This window comes from Caproicibacterium sp. BJN0003 (assembly GCF_026314295.1).
Taxonomy (GTDB): Bacteria; Bacillota; Clostridia; order Oscillospirales; family Acutalibacteraceae; genus Caproicibacterium.
In genome coordinates this window covers 1,923,951-1,940,022 of sequence record NZ_CP111108.1, presented here as the reverse complement: position 1 = coordinate 1,940,022, position 16,072 = coordinate 1,923,951, and the positions used below count along the sequence as shown (strand labels likewise).

At 40.7% G+C, this 16,072-nt stretch carries 18 protein-coding genes and 1 pseudogene; 9 read left to right on the top strand and 10 right to left on the bottom strand.

Annotated features, from left to right (window positions below; all coding sequences use genetic code 11):
* Position 1 precedes the first annotated feature (1 nt).
* The 4 genes from OP489_RS09690 to OP489_RS09675 form a co-directional block, all read right to left on the bottom strand.
* Positions 2 to 862: a carboxypeptidase regulatory-like domain-containing protein gene (locus tag OP489_RS09690; protein ID WP_266161781.1), complete on the bottom strand. Its 861-nt coding sequence runs from the start codon at positions 860 to 862 to the stop codon at positions 2 to 4.
* 325 nt (positions 863 to 1,187) lie between these two features.
* Positions 1,188 to 1,553 (bottom strand): hypothetical protein, encoded by a 366-nt coding sequence (locus tag OP489_RS09685; protein ID WP_266161780.1) that lies wholly within the window; start codon positions 1,551 to 1,553, stop codon positions 1,188 to 1,190.
* A gap of 576 nt (positions 1,554 to 2,129) precedes the next feature.
* Positions 2,130 to 2,966 (bottom strand): pirin family protein, encoded by an 837-nt coding sequence (locus OP489_RS09680; protein WP_266161779.1) that lies wholly within the window; start codon positions 2,964 to 2,966, stop codon positions 2,130 to 2,132.
* Between the two features lie 435 nt (positions 2,967 to 3,401).
* Positions 3,402 to 3,710, bottom strand: a complete 309-nt coding sequence (locus tag OP489_RS09675) for a winged helix-turn-helix transcriptional regulator (RefSeq protein ID WP_266161778.1) — start codon at positions 3,708 to 3,710, stop codon at positions 3,402 to 3,404.
* A gap of 148 nt (positions 3,711 to 3,858) precedes the next feature.
* On the opposite strand from OP489_RS09675, the gene ygiD reads away from it, so the two are divergent.
* The 8 genes and pseudogenes from ygiD (at position 3,859) to OP489_RS09635 (ending at position 9,257) form a co-directional block, all read left to right on the top strand.
* On the top strand, positions 3,859 to 4,701 hold the full coding sequence (ygiD, locus tag OP489_RS09670) for a 4,5-DOPA dioxygenase extradiol (RefSeq protein WP_323135407.1): 843 nt from the start codon (positions 3,859 to 3,861) through the stop codon (positions 4,699 to 4,701).
* Between the two features lie 182 nt (positions 4,702 to 4,883).
* The gene (locus OP489_RS09665) at positions 4,884 to 5,450 is read left to right on the top strand and encodes an NADPH-dependent FMN reductase (RefSeq protein ID WP_266161777.1); all 567 of its coding nucleotides are present in this window, start codon (positions 4,884 to 4,886) and stop codon (positions 5,448 to 5,450) included.
* Between the two features lie 297 nt (positions 5,451 to 5,747).
* Positions 5,748 to 6,119 (top strand): annotated as a pseudogene (locus OP489_RS09660) (desulfoferrodoxin); the annotation flags it as partial.
* A 174-nt stretch (positions 6,120 to 6,293) separates the two neighbouring features.
* On the top strand, positions 6,294 to 6,668 hold the full coding sequence (locus OP489_RS09655) for a desulfoferrodoxin (RefSeq protein ID WP_266161776.1): 375 nt from the start codon (positions 6,294 to 6,296) through the stop codon (positions 6,666 to 6,668).
* Positions 6,669 to 6,691: 23 nt separating this feature from the next.
* On the top strand, positions 6,692 to 7,147 hold the full coding sequence (locus OP489_RS09650) for a thiamine pyrophosphate-dependent enzyme (RefSeq protein WP_266161775.1): 456 nt from the start codon (positions 6,692 to 6,694) through the stop codon (positions 7,145 to 7,147).
* A gap of 195 nt (positions 7,148 to 7,342) precedes the next feature.
* The gene (locus OP489_RS09645) at positions 7,343 to 7,897 is read left to right on the top strand and encodes a rubrerythrin family protein (protein WP_266161774.1); all 555 of its coding nucleotides are present in this window, start codon (positions 7,343 to 7,345) and stop codon (positions 7,895 to 7,897) included.
* Between the two features lie 207 nt (positions 7,898 to 8,104).
* Complete coding sequence (locus tag OP489_RS09640; RefSeq protein ID WP_266161773.1) at positions 8,105 to 8,617, top strand: ferritin; 513 nt, start codon at positions 8,105 to 8,107, stop codon at positions 8,615 to 8,617.
* Positions 8,618 to 8,711: 94 nt separating this feature from the next.
* Positions 8,712 to 9,257, top strand: coding sequence for a glutathione peroxidase (locus OP489_RS09635; protein WP_266161772.1), 546 nt, complete (start codon positions 8,712 to 8,714; stop codon positions 9,255 to 9,257).
* A gap of 543 nt (positions 9,258 to 9,800) precedes the next feature.
* On the opposite strand, the gene OP489_RS09630 is transcribed toward OP489_RS09635, so the two are convergent.
* Positions 9,801 to 10,607, bottom strand: coding sequence for an MBL fold metallo-hydrolase (locus OP489_RS09630; protein WP_266161770.1), 807 nt, complete (start codon positions 10,605 to 10,607; stop codon positions 9,801 to 9,803).
* A 126-nt stretch (positions 10,608 to 10,733) separates the two neighbouring features.
* On the bottom strand, positions 10,734 to 11,231 hold the full coding sequence (locus OP489_RS09625) for an AAA family ATPase (protein ID WP_266161769.1): 498 nt from the start codon (positions 11,229 to 11,231) through the stop codon (positions 10,734 to 10,736).
* A 157-nt stretch (positions 11,232 to 11,388) separates the two neighbouring features.
* Between OP489_RS09625 and OP489_RS09620 the strand changes: the two genes are divergently transcribed.
* Positions 11,389 to 12,444, top strand: coding sequence for an IS30 family transposase (locus OP489_RS09620; protein ID WP_266161768.1), 1,056 nt, complete (start codon positions 11,389 to 11,391; stop codon positions 12,442 to 12,444).
* A gap of 183 nt (positions 12,445 to 12,627) precedes the next feature.
* Here OP489_RS09620 and OP489_RS09615 read toward each other — a convergent pair whose 3' ends face one another.
* The 4 genes from OP489_RS09615 to OP489_RS09600 all read right to left on the bottom strand — a co-directional run bounded on the left by OP489_RS09615 (position 12,628) and on the right by OP489_RS09600 (position 16,069).
* Positions 12,628 to 13,260: a CPBP family intramembrane glutamic endopeptidase gene (locus OP489_RS09615; RefSeq protein ID WP_266161767.1), complete on the bottom strand. Its 633-nt coding sequence runs from the start codon at positions 13,258 to 13,260 to the stop codon at positions 12,628 to 12,630.
* A gap of 99 nt (positions 13,261 to 13,359) precedes the next feature.
* Entirely contained in the window at positions 13,360 to 13,875 is a 516-nt protein-coding gene (locus OP489_RS09610) for a hypothetical protein (RefSeq protein ID WP_266161765.1), read from the bottom strand.
* A 143-nt stretch (positions 13,876 to 14,018) separates the two neighbouring features.
* Positions 14,019 to 14,498, bottom strand: coding sequence for a hypothetical protein (locus tag OP489_RS09605; RefSeq protein WP_266161764.1), 480 nt, complete (start codon positions 14,496 to 14,498; stop codon positions 14,019 to 14,021).
* Positions 14,499 to 15,019: 521 nt separating this feature from the next.
* Positions 15,020 to 16,069 (bottom strand): GntR family transcriptional regulator, encoded by a 1,050-nt coding sequence (locus OP489_RS09600; RefSeq protein ID WP_266161763.1) that lies wholly within the window; start codon positions 16,067 to 16,069, stop codon positions 15,020 to 15,022.
* Between the last annotated feature and the right edge of the window lie 3 nt (positions 16,070 to 16,072).

Genomic DNA, 16,072 nt, shown 5'->3' with positions numbered 1-16,072 from the left:
TTTAAACAACGTTAATTTGAGCAAAAGATTTTATGACATATTGGCCTTCCTCCACGTTACCAAACAAATATCTTCCACCGCTGTTCGTTTTGGTAAGCTGAACAATTGTCTCGGTAGTCCCAACAATCTGGTAAAGCGCTACCGTGGCATTTGCAATTGGAAGAAGTGTGGTCTGGCTGGTGATAAGTCCGCTTATTGTACCTGTATTTGTTTCCGGATTTGGAATTAGGAAAAGGTTTAAAGGAGTTATCTCGGAGTTTGCCAAAGTTTGAATTGCGCTCTCAGTTTGAAAGTATCCCTCTTTGTTGGCAATAGCAACATAGTCACCATTGGTAAGGTAAGGAGCAAGATATTGGCCGGAACTGTTGGTGGTGGTGGTCGAAACCAGAGTCCTTACATCTTCTGAAACCGAATAAATATTGACGATTGCATTTTCAATCGGCTCCAATGGTGCGGATTGAATTACTTTACCGAAAAGGGTATTTAAAATCGCATCCGGATTAGGTGAAAGCGCTATATTTAACGTAGACGGCCGATTGGCAAGGATTGATACAGAAACAACATCTGGCGTAAGATAACCAGCCTTTGCAGCAGTTACCCGATAAGAGCCTGCGGCTACACTTGCAATTGTATACTGGCCTAATGGACCGGTTATGGTGTGTGCGAAAGGAATGTTATTTGTATCAAACACCTTAACAGTAGCACCGGGCAATGGTTCGCCACCAGACGTCACAGTACCAGTTAAAACACCTGCTGTGGAGGCGGTGCTTAGAGTCAACTGCAAATTTGCGGTTTGTTCTTCTGTACCGAGTAGAGAAATCTGTGGACTACGTTTAAGATCATATTGATCTATTTTAGGCATATATTTTATCCCCTAACTAATAAGAAATTATGAAGTAACCTTGTTCTCCACATTACATGTTATGATTTTCCATAAATAATGTTGATGAGATTTTGGACGCGAGTAGCTGTACAGCATTTACATCCCGCGAGTCCGCATGAATACAGGCAAAACGAAAGACCGATGATTTTGAACCACCGGTCTTTCGCTTTTCTTGAGTGAAATTATAGGACTTGGATAAATCCAGTACTGCCAATGGCTTGCAGGCAATCCCCTTGTGCTGATGACCACAGTCCTTGACTCGCTATTCTTCCGGTTCAAAAGAACAGTGGACATGCACTATTTTTCAGTTGTTATCAATGTACTCTAAATACATGGTAGCTCTTATTGCAGGAGTAGGGAAGCTTTTATATCTGGCTATAAAACATAAACAAGCTGAATCAGTTTTATGAAACACATGTAAATTTTCAATTATAAGGGGCTCTACGCCTCCGGACTCCGTTGCTTTCCCATTCTCAAAGAAGTCAGATATTAGGCGCAAATGTTCATCCAAACGATAGGTATCATTGTTCTTATGATTGTCAAAATAGATGAGGACATTATTAGTAGAATCATAGAACTTCTTGAGCTTGTTTATGTCTTTATCATAGAAGGCTTGATTATAATGATCCAAGAAATCCATAAAAAACTTATCGGTGTCGTTATATTCCATATAATACTCTCCTAACAAAATATATTTGAACTAAGTTTTCATATATCGATAGGCACAAGCCCTAAATAGTCAATAATTGAATAAAGCCACCAATTGATCGACGCAAAACCCACGGCAGAGCCATTTGGTCCGATAGGTTTCACATCAATATGCCAGATCAGCATTGTATAAAGGATAAACAGCATGCATAGGCAAAAGGCGGGCAGAAAGCTACCCAAAGAACGAGAATTCCATTTCATTAATTGATTTTGCTCCACCAATTCGCGCCAGAAAATCGAATGGGTGTCCTCGTTCACAAGCGAAAGGGGATCTGACCAACAGAGAGCGTTTTCTGTATGTCCGGCAATATATTCGGATTGGACAAAGTGTTATGTAATTGAGAAACTACGTTACATACAGACAAGATCGCTAGCAATTAAAAAATCAACTTTTCAAGAGCTGTTACTTTATACCGAAAAAAGTTTCTACTAGGGTTGAAGAATAATCCTTAATCCTGTAGAAACTTTTTTATGGTCTATGATCTTTTATTATCATCAAAACAGATTTGTGAGAGTATTTTTTAGGTCAGTTTTGAGATCAACTGTGCTTAATAAAGGTATCATTTTGAAGCTCTCTGAATGCAGTCATCAGTTCTTCCTGAGTATTCATTACAATAGGTCCGCCCCACGCAATCGGTTCATGAAGTGCTTTTCCTGAAAAGAAAATAAACCGCAGCCCAGATTGTGGCTGTGCCGAAACGGTGATACTATCTCCGCTTCCGAATAGAACCGCTGATTTTGATGATATTTTCTGTTCATTTATAACAGCATCCCCCTCAATGAGAAAAACGAACACTGTTTCATTCGCCTTTGTTGGGATGGTAATGTCCTCACCGATTGGAAGCGCAATATCATAAATCGTTGCAGGAATATGTGCCGGAGTGATCCCGACTGCTTCCCCAAAATGGCCGGAAAGAATCCCAATCTCCGCTTTTCCATTGTTAATTCTGGGGATCAGATCTCTTGTAAGGCTACAATAAGCAGGCGTTGCCATCTTTTCTTCTCGAGGAAGATTCAGCCATAGCTGAAATCCCAGCATTCTGCCTGATTCTTTTGGCATCTCCTGATGTAAAATGCCACTGCCTGCTGTCATCCATTGGCACTCTCCTGGGTGAATTGTGCCTTTATTTCCCAGAGAATCCTCATGATCGATTCTGCCGGAAATCAGGTACGTAATGGTTTCAATCCCTCTGTGTGGGTGCATGGGAAATCCGGCGAGATAGTCGGATGGGTTGGTAGAATCAAACGAATCCAACATTAGAAACGGATCAAAATCCTTAACATCGTTATTACCGAGCACGCGAACAAGATGGACTCCAGCGCCATCTACAGCTTTTTGTCCACGAATTTGCTTGATGATTTTTCGTTTAATCAAATCGGACACCTCCTTAAATTATGATATTAGACATTGCAATTTCATCAGGAAATAACTGAAAGGGGAACTAATAAAAAATTGTTTAAAGTAAATAACGGGTTTCATCACAGATAGGAGAAGACGACTTTTCCAGTACACACTTTTCACGTGAAATCGGTCTTTTTGTGCGATTCATCATAAAAAGGTGAATATCCATTTTCTTCGCAGGCACACCAGAATATTGTTTTGCTCTTTTCCTTCGACGGGGTAGGGCAATTTTTGTGCAATAACGAGTTTATTCAAGTTGTTGTGCAACAACAGTTTATTCCCTTTATTTTTAAAAATCAATCCTTTTCTGTCCACTAAATGATCTGATGAACAGACGCTGTGAATCTCAGACGGAGAAATCATTGGCACGCTGTCATACTGCCGCCCACATAAATGGACAGCGTCTCATCACGACCATTTTTTCCGCCAATCATACATCGCAGTGAGTACGCTGTCAAAATCGTGTCCCTTTTCTGTCAAATCATATTCAACGGTAACCGGTGTCGTCGGGGTTACAGATCGGCTTATTATGCCGTTTTCTTCCAAATGTTTAAGTGTATCCGACAAGGATTTTGTGTTAATATGCAATTCTTTTCGTAGCTGATTATAGTGCTTTGGACCAGAACAAAGTTCGTGAATAATAAAGAATGACCATTTGTTCCCAAATATATCCATTACTGCAACGATTGATTGAAGACAACTTTCGTTTTTTTTCATAAAAACAGCTCTCCAGTAACTTTATAATATAAAGCAAGACTAATAAATGAAATCATGTATAAAAAATTTGTCTACTTTACAATTTAATTATAGCATATTAAGATTAAATTATCAAAATATAGAAAAGCGAAGCAGAAAGTGAAACATTATGAATGAAGCAAGAAACAAAGGCAGAATTAAGGTTATAAAAGATGGTTCTTATCTTGTTTCGGAGAATGCGCCGATTGCTGAAAAAATGCCGGCGATTTTCATAGGGCATGGGTCTCCAATGAACGCCATAGAAAACAATTCCTATACGGCGATGTGGACTCAGGTCGCCAAAGAGATGAAACGGCCCGAGGGAATCCTTTCCATCTCAGCACACTGGTTTACACATGGCACGAAGATAACCGATGCGCCAAGACCCAAAGTCATCTACGACATGTACGGTTTTCCAGAAGCCTTGTACCGCGTTGCTTATCAGCCACCGGGCGACATGGAACGGGCGCATGAAACAATTCAACTGATTAGTAGGCAGGTAACTGTGGATAACACATGGGGAATCGATTATGGTACTTGGTCTGTGCTTTGCCATATGTATCCGGAAGCCGATATTCCAGTTTATCAGATGAGTGTCGATGCCGACGCCGATGCTGAAACTCAATTTGAAATTGGCAAAGAGATAAAGAAACTTCGCAATAGGGGCATCATGATTTTAGGGAGCGGTAATGTCGTCCATAATCTTTCTCAGGTTAATTGGAATATGGAGGGCGGTTACCAGTGGGCACAGGAGTTTGATTCTTATATCAAAAACAGCGTCACAAAAAGAAACTATAAAGACGTTATCGATTACAAAAAAGCAGGGCGTTCGGCAGAAATGGCATTTTATACGCCGGACCATTTTGCGCCGCTTCTCTATGTGTTAGGCGCGTCGCAGGAAAATGATCGATTGACGGTGTTTAACGATTCGTGTACGATGGGGGGCACTATCTATGACCTGTTACCTGTTTGAATAGAACCAGTGAGGAGCTAACAATCGTCCGATCCTCTTTGCCCACACTAATGTGGCCTATATCAAATTCGATAGCTTTTCGCAGGTTAAAATATCATAAAGTTTGCCGATAAACAAATAAGTGAACTAAATGGAAACACTCAAAGTTGTATCCAAAATTTATTATATGAGGAGAATGAATTATGAACAAGAAAAAGATTGGAATTTTTGTGGGAAGCCTTCGCAGAGATTCTTACAGCCGCTCTATTGCAAAGGCAGCTGTATCGCTTTCACCGGAGGAACTTGAATTTCGTTTCATCGATATTGGAAATCTTCCGCTGTACAATCAGGACTTTGATGATGATGGGCAGCCACCCGAATCTTATGAGAAGTTCCGTAACGAAGTGGCAGATCTCGACGGGTTCCTTTTTGTAACCCCAGAATATAATCGCTCTGTTCCAGCCGTAATGAAAAATGCACTGGATGTTGGTTCCCGCCCATATGGGCATAACGTCTGGAGCGGAAAGCCGGGCGGCATCATCAGTGTATCTCCAGGCGGTCTTGGAGCGTTTGGAGCCAATCACCATCTGCGTCAACCCATGGTGTTCCTGAATATTTTGCTTCTTCAGCAACCGGAAATGTATATCAGCAAAGTGGCTTCTCTTTTGAATGAAAAAGGAGAACTTGTTGATGAATCGACCCGTACGTACTTGAAAAAATTTATGGATGCGTTCTCTAAATGGGTAAAAGTTATCTCTGAGTCTCATTGAGTCTTAAGCACTGAAATAATTATAACCTAAAGATTTTAATAATAATTCGTTTGCCTGACACCAAAAACCTTTATTTTACGAACATTTGGCCACCCGGTGCCTAGGCAGATGTGAATGAGGTGGCCTTTCTTGTTATGATTTTAAAACTAAACAAAAAATAATCTTAAGAATTAATGAAATTTAGCTTGATTGATTTAAATAAAGTCAGTATACTTTGTTTGGAAAACAAAAAAGGAAATATATGGATGATTTTAAAAACAAGGGGTACAGTAAATTTTAAAAAAAGGAGTCTTAAAAATGTCTATTGTTGATTTTTATCGTTGTGAGAGATGTGGAAATATTGTTGCTTTAATTAAAAAAGGCGGAGGAACGCTTACCTGCTGTGACCAGGCTATGACAAAACTTGTGGCCAACTCAACTGACGCAGCAAAAGAAAAACATGTTCCGGTTATTTCCAAAGAAAACGGTAAGATTCATGTTGTCGTTGGTTCCACGCCGCATCCCATGCTGCCGGAGCACTACATCGAATGGATTGCGCTTGTCTCTGATGACAAAGTAGAGCTGAAATATCTAAAGCCGGGCGAAGAGCCAAAAGCAGAGTTTGACGAAGTGAAGTCGGGTACCGTCTATGCGTACTGCAATTTGCATGGCCTCTGGAAGGCAGACGTGGAATTTGAAGAGGATTTCGTAATCGAGAATGAAGCAGCTTGCTCGGCAGAGTTTAGGGAAGGCTGCATTATTCCGGAATAATCAGTTGATAAATGTCTTTGAACAAATTTTGATTATTGCCGGTATTGCCTATCGCATCCGGTCAATAAAAGATAATGAAAAGGAGTCTTAAAAATGTCTATTGTTGATTTCTATCGTTGTGAGAGATGTGGGAATATTGTTGCGTTGATTAAAAAAGGCGGAGGAACGCTTACCTGCTGTGACCAGGCTATGACAAAACTTGTGGCTAACTCAACTGACGCAGCAAAGGAAAAACATGTTCCGGTCGTTTCCAAAGAAAACGGTAAAATTCATGTCGTCGTTGGCTCCACGCCGCATCCCATGCTACCGGAGCACCACATTGAGTGGATTGCACTTGTTGCTGATGACAAAGTAGAGCTGAAATATCTAAAGCCAGGCGAAGAGCCAAAAGCAGAGTTTAACGAAGTGAAGTCGGGTACCGTCTATGCATACTGCAATTTGCATGGCCTCTGGAAAGCTGAGTTTTAAACTGCAAAAGCCATTCGGAGGTATTGATTGCTGTCGGTAACAGATGTTCTCTCCCTGTGGCCGTAACGGCCAAAATTGCCAATGAGAGATTCACTGTTATTGTTGATACCGGCGATGGGAATTCATATGGAAAAAGCGGAAATCATTTCATCCACAATATTCGCCGCAATGTCAATATCATGCATTTTGTCAATGACAACCAGATTTATGGGCTGATCAAAGGACAAGCATCGCCGACTTTCATGATGGGGTTGAAAACCGGTGTCCAGACGGACAGAAACTTTAACGAACCGTTTAACCCGGTTCTTCTTGCCATTGGGTGCGGTGCCGGATTTGTTGTACACGCATTTATAGGTCACAAAGAACATTTGATATCACTGGTGAAACAGGCAATCGAATACAAAGGTTATGTGTTGGTCGATGTTCTGCAGTTATGCATCAGTTTTAATAAAACGGGCACTTTCATTTGGTACAATTAGTGTGTCTGCAAGCTGAATGAATCTTATGACCACAAAATCACCGTCATACAGGAGTGCACGGAATTCGGCGATAGAATTCCGATTGAGCTTTTGTATCGGAAAGACAAGACTACATTTCGTCGAAAAAACGACCTTAACTATGTGAATCAACTGTTCAAGTCCTATATTTAAATCTAATTATTGGAGGTTTTTAAAATGGCTGTTAAAAATGCAATGACTTCTGATTTTCTGCATTCCGCATACGGCGGTGAAAGCATGGCGCATATGCGTTATCTGATCTGGGGGGAGATGGCAGAAAAAGAAGGATTTCCAAATGTAGCAAGGCTGTTTAAGGCAATCTCCTATGCCGAGCAGGTACATGCAACCAATCATTTTCGTGAAATCGGCGGGAGTACTGCAGATGCTACGGTAACTGCCGGTGGCGTTTTCGGCACAGGCAAAACAGTGGATAACCTGCAGGGTGCAATTAATGGCGAACTGCATGAAGTGGAACAGATGTATCCAGTCTATTTGAATGCGGCGGAATTTCAGAATGAAACTGGCGCAAAACGTTCCTTTCACGGAGCGTGGGAAGCGGAGAAGCTTCACGCAGAACTCTTTCAAAAGGCTTTGGATGCGGTGAAAGCTGGCAAGGATATTGAGTTGAAGGCAATCTATGTTTGCCCGATCTGCGGAAATACTATTCTGGACGAAGCTCCGGAAAAATGTCCTGTTTGCGGTGCAAAAAAGGAAATGTATCATAAGTTCTAAAGAGTCTTTGTATTGCATCGAGATTTGGCGGTAGAGAAAAATAGAATTGATCGATTCTATTTTTCATCAGCTACTTTGTAAGTTATATGACTGATCAATTTATTCTTATAGATGGTAAGTTTTCTCTTTGATGAATTTTTAGGTTAAGGGAAACTTCGTACAGTGTTGTAACATTGTCTATTATATATTAAGAAGGAGACGATAAAAATGCTGAATCAAGAATTGGTATCCCTATTGAATAACCAGATAAATATGGAATGGTATTCCGCATACTTTTATCTGGATATTTACAGCTATTATACAGACCAGAACCTTAACGGTTTTGGCAATTGGTTTTACGTCCAAACTCAGGAAGAGCGCGACCATGCCATGTTGTTTGTAAAATATTTGTTGAATAATAACGAGAAGGTCGTTTTACAGGATGTAAAAGCACCGGATAAAATTTTTAAAGATTTCCGTGAGCCGGCCAACGCTGCATTTGAGCATGAGAAAAAAGTTACGGCGTCGATCAATAGCATTTATGCTGTTGCCTATGAGCAGAAAGACTTTCGCACGATGCAGTTTCTTGACTGGTTTGTAAAGGAACAAGGCGAAGAGGAAAAAAATACGGAAGACGTCGTTAAAAAGTATGACCTGTTTGGTAAAGATGCAAAGGGACTTTATCTGCTTGACTCGGAACTGGCCACGAGGGTTTATGCTCCTCCGACTCTGGTCATTTAAGACAAGAGCGCATTTTGGCAGTATGGAAAGTTCGACTGAATGCCATATTTCAAAAAATTAAATTTAGAAATCAAGTAAGGAAGGAGTAACCACCATGAGTATCTATGATTTTGCTGTGAACAATATCAAAGGGGATAGAGTATCGCTCTCCGATTATAAAGGGAAGATTATGTTAATTGTGAACACAGCCAGCAAATGCGGATTCACACCTCAGTATGATGGACTGGAAAAACTTTATCAGAAATATAAGGATCGTGGATTTGTGATCCTTGGCTTTCCATCCAATCAATTCCTTGCACAGGAGCCGGGAAACAATCAGGAAATTTCATCGTTTTGTAGACTGAATTACGGCGTTACTTTTCCAATGTTTTCAAAAATTGATGTGCGAGGAGAAAATGCCGATCCACTTTTCAAATTTCTTACCAAAGCTGCTCCCTTTAAAGGCTTTGAATTGAAGAAAGCAAGCGGACAGAAAATTTATAGCGTGGTGAAAGAACATTACCCGGAAAATCTGGAAGGTGACGAGGTCAAATGGAATTTCACTAAATTTCTAATCGGACAAGACGGAATTGTGAAGGGAAGATATGAGCCGACTGTGACGCCGGAAGAGCTTGATCCGATCATTGAGAGTATGCTTTGATTTTTATAAGGAAAAAGTATCTATGCAGTATCTGTGCAGTTGCTTTTTCGAGTTTCGGAAAAAAGAATAGATAGAAGTTCAGCAGATTTTAAAAATGACAAGCTCTGCAGGTGTTATACCTGCAGAGCTTGTCATTCAGCATCCTTTGGGCACTGTGAAAAACAGTGCCTTATTTTTTTGCTTTGTCTTTTAGATGACAGAGCTTTTTCTTTAAACATAAAATTCATGCTAATGGTAGCACGAAAGATTCATATACCCTTTTCATCATTGAAGACGAAGATACACTGAATTTTGGTAAAAATTATAATTGCTTAGGGGGAAATGAGCTGCTTTTCTACAGCTAAAGCTCCATCATATGAAGAATGATAGGTTTATCCATGATTTCGATGAGGACAGTTAAGACTTTCCCAATTTTATTCTATATCGGGTCATGATCCCGGAACAAATCTTCCACATCGGCGGAGTATCTTCACAAAATCTCTATCGACGGGTATGCGGTGAAACTCAAATGGAACACAGTGAAGGGAGACGATTTAAATGGCATTATAATCTTTCTGAACTCATCGTACGAAAAACTTGACAGTATTTTTGAAATCCATCCAGTCCAATGATATAAATGTTAGGCATATAGGCTAATCTTTTTCTGGAGTACGCAATACGTTCTAGACCGTTATCAATTGCTGTGTGGTTGCTTAATGCCACATCCACATGTTTGTTCATTGCCTCACAAACAAAGTAATCCAATGATTTCAGGTATTGTTTCACTTCGGCCTTTTTCCAAGGCGGCGTAGTACCTCCCCATAGGGCTGCCATGTGATTTTCTCCATTTTCTTTTACGGGAAATATATAACTCAGGCAGCCAGGGGTATGACCAGGCGTGCTGTAGACAAATATTGTCTTGTCACCTAATGTTACGGTATCTCCATCTTGCAGATAATGATCAATAGCGTAATCTTTCCATGTTTCAGGTCTGTCTGGCTTTGTCGGATGTTCCTGCCAGAAAATATCATCCACCTTGGAGAGGTATGTGTCCACATGATATTGTTCAACAAACCATTTACCACATCCTGTATGGTCAACATGGCCATGTGTTAGAAGCAGCTTTTTAATAGTGTCAGGATTCCATCCTACATCTTTAATTGCAGCTACGATAGCGTCAAAAGCTTTTTTTGACGGCCAAATAGCATCAATGATAATCAATCCATCATTCGTCTTTAATACGAAGCAGTTTGTTTCTCTTTGGGCAACGATCAGTAGGTCATCAAAAATAAGCGAATGGGTAAAAAACGACATATCCTCCATTGCTCTAATGGTTTCACTTGAAAACGCTGGTTTATCTAATCTCATCATTTAATACACCTCTGTACAATTTGTGTTTTATTCTTGCACAGAGGACAAACGATTCTTTGGTGGCATACCATCACTTCCTTCTTAGCTATTTATCGGATACGATCAACTGCGAATTCCAAATTGTATTTAGCAGCTCTGAATAATAATATTAGCTGCTTGTTCAGCATTAATTTTTGATACGTCCACTTTATGCGTGCTGAGATTTTCGTATAAAGGCATACGGTCCATACTCCTACGAATTATATCTTCAGTACGAATACCTGCATCTACATCCTTTTTTAAATGCGAGAACAATGCTTGTTTATCGCATACCAAAGAAATCGAATGGGTTTTGCAGTTCGTCGTATCAAGACGTGAAATAATATCGTCGATAATACTTTGTTCATGCATCACCCAGCAAAACACAATGTTTTCGTAGGCGGAACATTTGATAAAGTTGTTTAGGAGAAAACAAATATTCTCGACTACCATTTGTTTCGTTTCATCAGTCACTTGAAATGGGTGCATATCCCAACACCAATCTCCATCCAAAAAAGCACAGTTATTCAGTTTGTTTTTAATAATTTGGCAGGTAGTGGTTTTTCCCACTCCCATTGTTCCACCAATTAAAAATACATTTTTCACACTGACCCTCTATATTTCATTTGAAATTTTTGTAATATAATATAAGGGTCGGTTGTAAAATGAAGTTGGACACTTGAACAGAAAAATCCACAGTGATTTTCCTACATGGTAGAATGGAGTTATCACACACTCAAACTGCCAGAGGAGGACAATCACTATGGACTGCCCAGATTATATCACAGTGGAGCCAGAACGCAAGCCGGGACAGCATTTACAGCGAGAAGATAGAGGCGCAATTGAGCGGCTGCGCCGCCTTGGCTACTCAAATCGTGCAATCGCCAGAGAGCTTAACTGCTCACCAAGCACTGTAGGAAACGAGCTGCGTCGGGGCACACCGCCCCGCAAGAGCAACAAAGGCCGAGTGCCGGGCTATTCCGCAAAGCGAGGACAGGCGGTGTACAGGTCAAACAGGAGCCGGTGCCATAAGCCCCATAAGGTGGATAGCTGCACTGCTTTCATCGACTGGGTCGTGCAGCGGGTCAGAGAGCATCGCTGGTCTTTGGATGCCTGCGTGGGTTATGCAAGGCTTCACATGTTATTCAAGGAAAATGAGATGATGAGCACTAAGACTCTCTACAACGAACTGTGGGCTGGAGGCTTGTCATTATCTCTGTTTGAGGTGCCGGATGCCCTGAAACGCCGTAACACCAGAGGAAAGAGCCGAATCAACAAGCGTCCCAAGGGTCGTAGTATTGAGGAACGTCCCGATGAGGTCACTGCCCGTACTGTGCCGGGTCACTGGGAAGCCGATACTGTCGTTGGCCTACGAAACGGCAAAGAAGCGGTTGTATTTACTCTCGTTGAAAGAGTGACTGACAACTACATTGCCATGCAGATTGCCGGAAAGACCAGCGAGGATGTACAAGCCGCTATGCAGGCGCTTCACGCCGAGTTTGGCGACCATTTCAGCAGTGTTTTCAAAACCATCACTGCCGATAACGGCTCAGAGTTTGAGAACTTCGCTCAGACTGAACAGTGGGGCACAATGGTTTACTTTACACATCCGTATTCGTCATGGGAGCGCCCTGTAAACGAGCGCCACAATGGCCTGCTGCGGGACTTCATTCCCAAGGGAACCTCCATTGAAAAGTTCTCCCCGGCGCAGGTCCTGACCTTTGCTGACGAGCTAAATGGGCGCCCACGCAGGCGGCTTGGATACCAGACACCGGAGGAGCTTTTTGATGCTTTCTTGGACGGCGTCTACGCTGCATGAACCCTCGCTACCATTCTACCGGGGGTGTCCAACTTGCACTTGCAATTTACGAATATAATATAAGTTCTGTTTTTATGATTAGTGACCTCAGGGGCTAAGGACGAAAAAGCTTTAGCGTTGATACTAAACATGATGCGAAGTTCGGGAAAAGCTTCAGGCTGGCTGTTGTGATCATCAAATATCTTATCTACCAAAGATGTTAAGTACTCCATGCAGAAGCATTGTTGAATAACAGTTTTTAGTTTTGAGACGCAGTGCCCCTAAAACAATGCCGAAACAAAAGCCCGTAATAACCTTCCATATGATAGCATTCGCCAGTCCTGTTTCCACATGAAAAGCGATCGTGTCAATGTACCCGAAATGCCAAACGGCAAACAATAAGGTTGACATAACATATGTAATCCACTCTTTCTTAAACAACGTATTAAGCTTATTCCAAACAAATCCTCTAAAGATTAACTCTTCGAATACCGGTGTCACAATTGCAGAATAAATCAACAGGACGATTTCGGATGTGCTATTGTTTTTCGTCAATATTGGTGTTGAGACAAACAAGGCAAACGCGATTACGGTAAAGATTATATAACCAGCCCCAAAGTGTTTTGGGAAAATAGACAGATCTATTCTTCTAAATTTGGCAACAAGCAAAATGAGTGCCGATAGCAGTACCATTGCAAAAAGCGAAGCGATTCTATCAGAGTAATACGTTCTATCAACAACAAGAAAACAAACACTTTTTATTCCAATACGTAGCAATTGCAAGATAAATAAAAAAATGACTATCTTAAAAATAATTCTAACATAATTCCTACTCATACATCTACTCCATATAGTCTGATTTGATTATACAATGAAAGAGTATCATAAACATTATGTGAAGTTGGTTGGCAATTCGAATAGTTCTTTCTACGTTAGCTAAAAGAATGTACCAAAATCACCGTTTGGAATTGGTCGCTCTAAGCCAAGTGTTTTCGGCCACATATTGGTATCTTCAATGATAAAACCCATTAATATTCCCATATGGCTATGCAGATGCCGATGTTGTGCTAAAATCAATGTGAAGCGAGTCCATTCGCACTGATCCGGTTTTTGCAGCAAAATATCATCAGTCAGCGTATCATCGTAATCGATGATCTTTTTCTTAATGAAATCAAAATAATGACCGATTTTTTCCCGGCTAAGCCTTTTATTACTCTGTACATCAAGATTGTTAAGATCTTTTTGGTGGAAGGAGGGCTGATTATACACTCTCGGATTGATATACCATTGATCCAATGAATGCAGCATGTGGTAGATGTGTTTCCACAAAGGCATTTCGCAATAGCATTTGTCCCAAAGCTCATCAGGAATACAGGCAATGACATTTTCAACTTCCCACAAAGCACGATTCGACTCATCTTTAATGATTTCAGTATAGCTAGATTCGTCCATTTTTTGCACCTCACTTTAAACTATTTATTCTGATTTTTTTGCAGAATGTAAATGAACAACTATTTTAATTAAACAGAATGGGAATCATTTATTAGTTTTACAAAAATGTTCAAGATGTTCTTGACAAGTAATCACAGGTGTATTTATTTTGTAAATTTGCTTTTCAGTTTTGTGATCAGCAGTCGCTTAAAACAAACGAGAATAGATCCAAGATATCCGCCCACTACAATTAGCCCGCTATACTTCTTAACTTGTGAGATTGGAACAAAGTTTACTTTACCAGGGCGATTATTAGGATTACATGGGCATACATCTTTTTCTATGTTATCAATACATACTCTACACCATGTATGACCGGATATGGTTTCTGAATCCTTGAAAAATGCTTTCCGGCAGTAGACAGCCTGAACATCATAGCCTAATTCACGTAATATATCACGAACACAAAATGCTTGTTGAACGCAATATCCTTTTCCAATCTCAAATGCTTTTTTATAGGGCATAAATGGTATTTCAACGGAATACTTCATGCTTTTATTGACAAGGAAATTGACATACTGAATCATGTCCCATTCAGTTAACTCGGAATTATTACATAGATTAACTGCATCGTATAATTGCATTTTTCCCTCGATTATAAACTGTAAAACTTATTTCAGTTTATGAGATGCTGCTAAAAGCAGAAAAGCCTTTTAATATTTATAGTCTAAATATAGTTCTGAAGAAAAGTGATGTCAATGCTTAGTAGGAAAGCGCAGCCACAGAGTTTTCTCTCCGCAGCTGCGCTTTTTTATTTTATAGTCTACAAATAAAATAGATGGCACAAAAAGAGCCACGAAACAGTTTGGCTTTGTGGCCTAGATGGTGTAGTAATTTGAGTGATAAAGGAATCATCAGAAAAAGCGAAATTATAGGTGCATGTTTGCTGCTGCCTATTATGAAAATTTAAAATGTCTCAGAAAACAGGAGGAGTCCCGCGTAAAAATTTCACAACTTTTGCGTATCGTCCCAATTGACCATCACATTGCCCAGACAAATGTTCTGCATCATAAACACGCTCTCCTAAAATTCTGTTTATGAAATTCAATTCTGTCAAAATAATACAGCTCGAAACAACAGATTTTTGTACTTATGGGAATACGGATTAGTTATCTTCCCAGGGAAGGACGGCGCTTTTTTCATCTTCACCGTTTATGAGGTGGATCAGCTTTTTGGTTGCCAGCAGGCCCAGTGCTTCCTTCGGATGCGGCAAAGAGAAAAAATTGAGACTGCACTGTTGCGAAGATATGGTGCCGTCGAAAGAGCGAAGAGCCGTGACGGTTTGATTTTGGTAGTTTATCGATTCCAGAGCCTGCAGAGTGATTTCATCATTATAACACACGATTGCTGTGCATTCTTTTGGAAGGCAGGAGTCGGAAAGCTGCTGTCGAATCCCAAATTTCGTCTCGGTGTTGAACCAAAGAATATGATTGTCGTCTACCGGAATATCATTGTTGACTAAAGCATCAATATAGCCGGAAAAACGGCGTATTCCTTGGATATCGTCGCTTTTAAAAATGCCGCCGATAGAAGTATGACCTTTCCGGATGAGATCGGATGTCAGGTCGTAACTGCCCTGATAATCATCCGTTACAACATAAAGAATGTTGCGCCGTTTTGTTTCCAGAAGCTCAGGATAATAGCCGTTGACAAAAACAAGGGGGACATTGCTGTCTGCGAGTGAACGGTAGAAAGACAGGTTTGGATTTGGAAGCGCGGTTTTTGTTCCTTCTACGATCACTCCGTCGACATCATGAACGGAAATATTCTCTAATATGCTGTGTTCTTTTGCAATGCTGTTATTGGTGGCTTTCAGCAGAATGGAATAACCGGCGGAAGTTGCCACAGTTTCGATCCCACGGAGAATGGAAGGAAAAATATAGGTGCTGATATAGGTGGTAATTACCGCAATGCGCATGGTCCTTTTTATCGAAAGGACAGAATCTGAAATAAAGGAACCACTGCCCTGAATCTTGTAGATGATTTTGTCTGCCTCAAGCTTGGAGAGCGCCTGACGAACGGTTTGTCTGCTGAAACCATATTCCTGGGCAAAATCTTGCTCGGTCGGCAGTTTATCTCCGACAGAAAAATCACCCTTTTTGATGCGATCGGCAATTGAATGATAAAGCTGTATGTACTTCTTCTGCGAATCCATGGA

Excerpts from the sequence above, each read along its gene's own strand:
- OP489_RS09690 (WP_266161781.1), bottom strand. The coding sequence starts at position 862 with ATGCCTAAAATAGATCAATATGATCTTAAACGTAGTCCACAGATTTCT.
- OP489_RS09685 (WP_266161780.1), bottom strand. The coding sequence starts at position 1,553 with ATGGAATATAACGACACCGATAAGTTTTTTATGGATTTCTTGGATCAT.
- OP489_RS09675 (WP_266161778.1), bottom strand. The coding sequence starts at position 3,710 with ATGAAAAAAAACGAAAGTTGTCTTCAATCAATCGTTGCAGTAATGGAT.
- ygiD (WP_323135407.1), top strand. The coding sequence starts at position 3,859 with ATGAATGAAGCAAGAAACAAAGGCAGAATTAAGGTTATAAAAGATGGT.
- OP489_RS09665 (WP_266161777.1), top strand. The coding sequence starts at position 4,884 with ATGAACAAGAAAAAGATTGGAATTTTTGTGGGAAGCCTTCGCAGAGAT.
- OP489_RS09655 (WP_266161776.1), top strand. The coding sequence starts at position 6,294 with ATGTCTATTGTTGATTTCTATCGTTGTGAGAGATGTGGGAATATTGTT.
- OP489_RS09645 (WP_266161774.1), top strand. The coding sequence starts at position 7,343 with ATGGCTGTTAAAAATGCAATGACTTCTGATTTTCTGCATTCCGCATAC.
- OP489_RS09640 (WP_266161773.1), top strand. The coding sequence starts at position 8,105 with ATGCTGAATCAAGAATTGGTATCCCTATTGAATAACCAGATAAATATG.
- OP489_RS09635 (WP_266161772.1), top strand. The coding sequence starts at position 8,712 with ATGAGTATCTATGATTTTGCTGTGAACAATATCAAAGGGGATAGAGTA.
- OP489_RS09630 (WP_266161770.1), bottom strand. The coding sequence starts at position 10,607 with ATGATGAGATTAGATAAACCAGCGTTTTCAAGTGAAACCATTAGAGCA.
- OP489_RS09620 (WP_266161768.1), top strand. The coding sequence starts at position 11,389 with ATGGACTGCCCAGATTATATCACAGTGGAGCCAGAACGCAAGCCGGGA.
- OP489_RS09615 (WP_266161767.1), bottom strand. The coding sequence starts at position 13,260 with ATGAGTAGGAATTATGTTAGAATTATTTTTAAGATAGTCATTTTTTTA.
- OP489_RS09610 (WP_266161765.1), bottom strand. The coding sequence starts at position 13,875 with ATGGACGAATCTAGCTATACTGAAATCATTAAAGATGAGTCGAATCGT.
- OP489_RS09605 (WP_266161764.1), bottom strand. The coding sequence starts at position 14,498 with ATGCAATTATACGATGCAGTTAATCTATGTAATAATTCCGAGTTAACT.
- OP489_RS09600 (WP_266161763.1), bottom strand. The coding sequence starts at position 16,069 with ATGGATTCGCAGAAGAAGTACATACAGCTTTATCATTCAATTGCCGAT.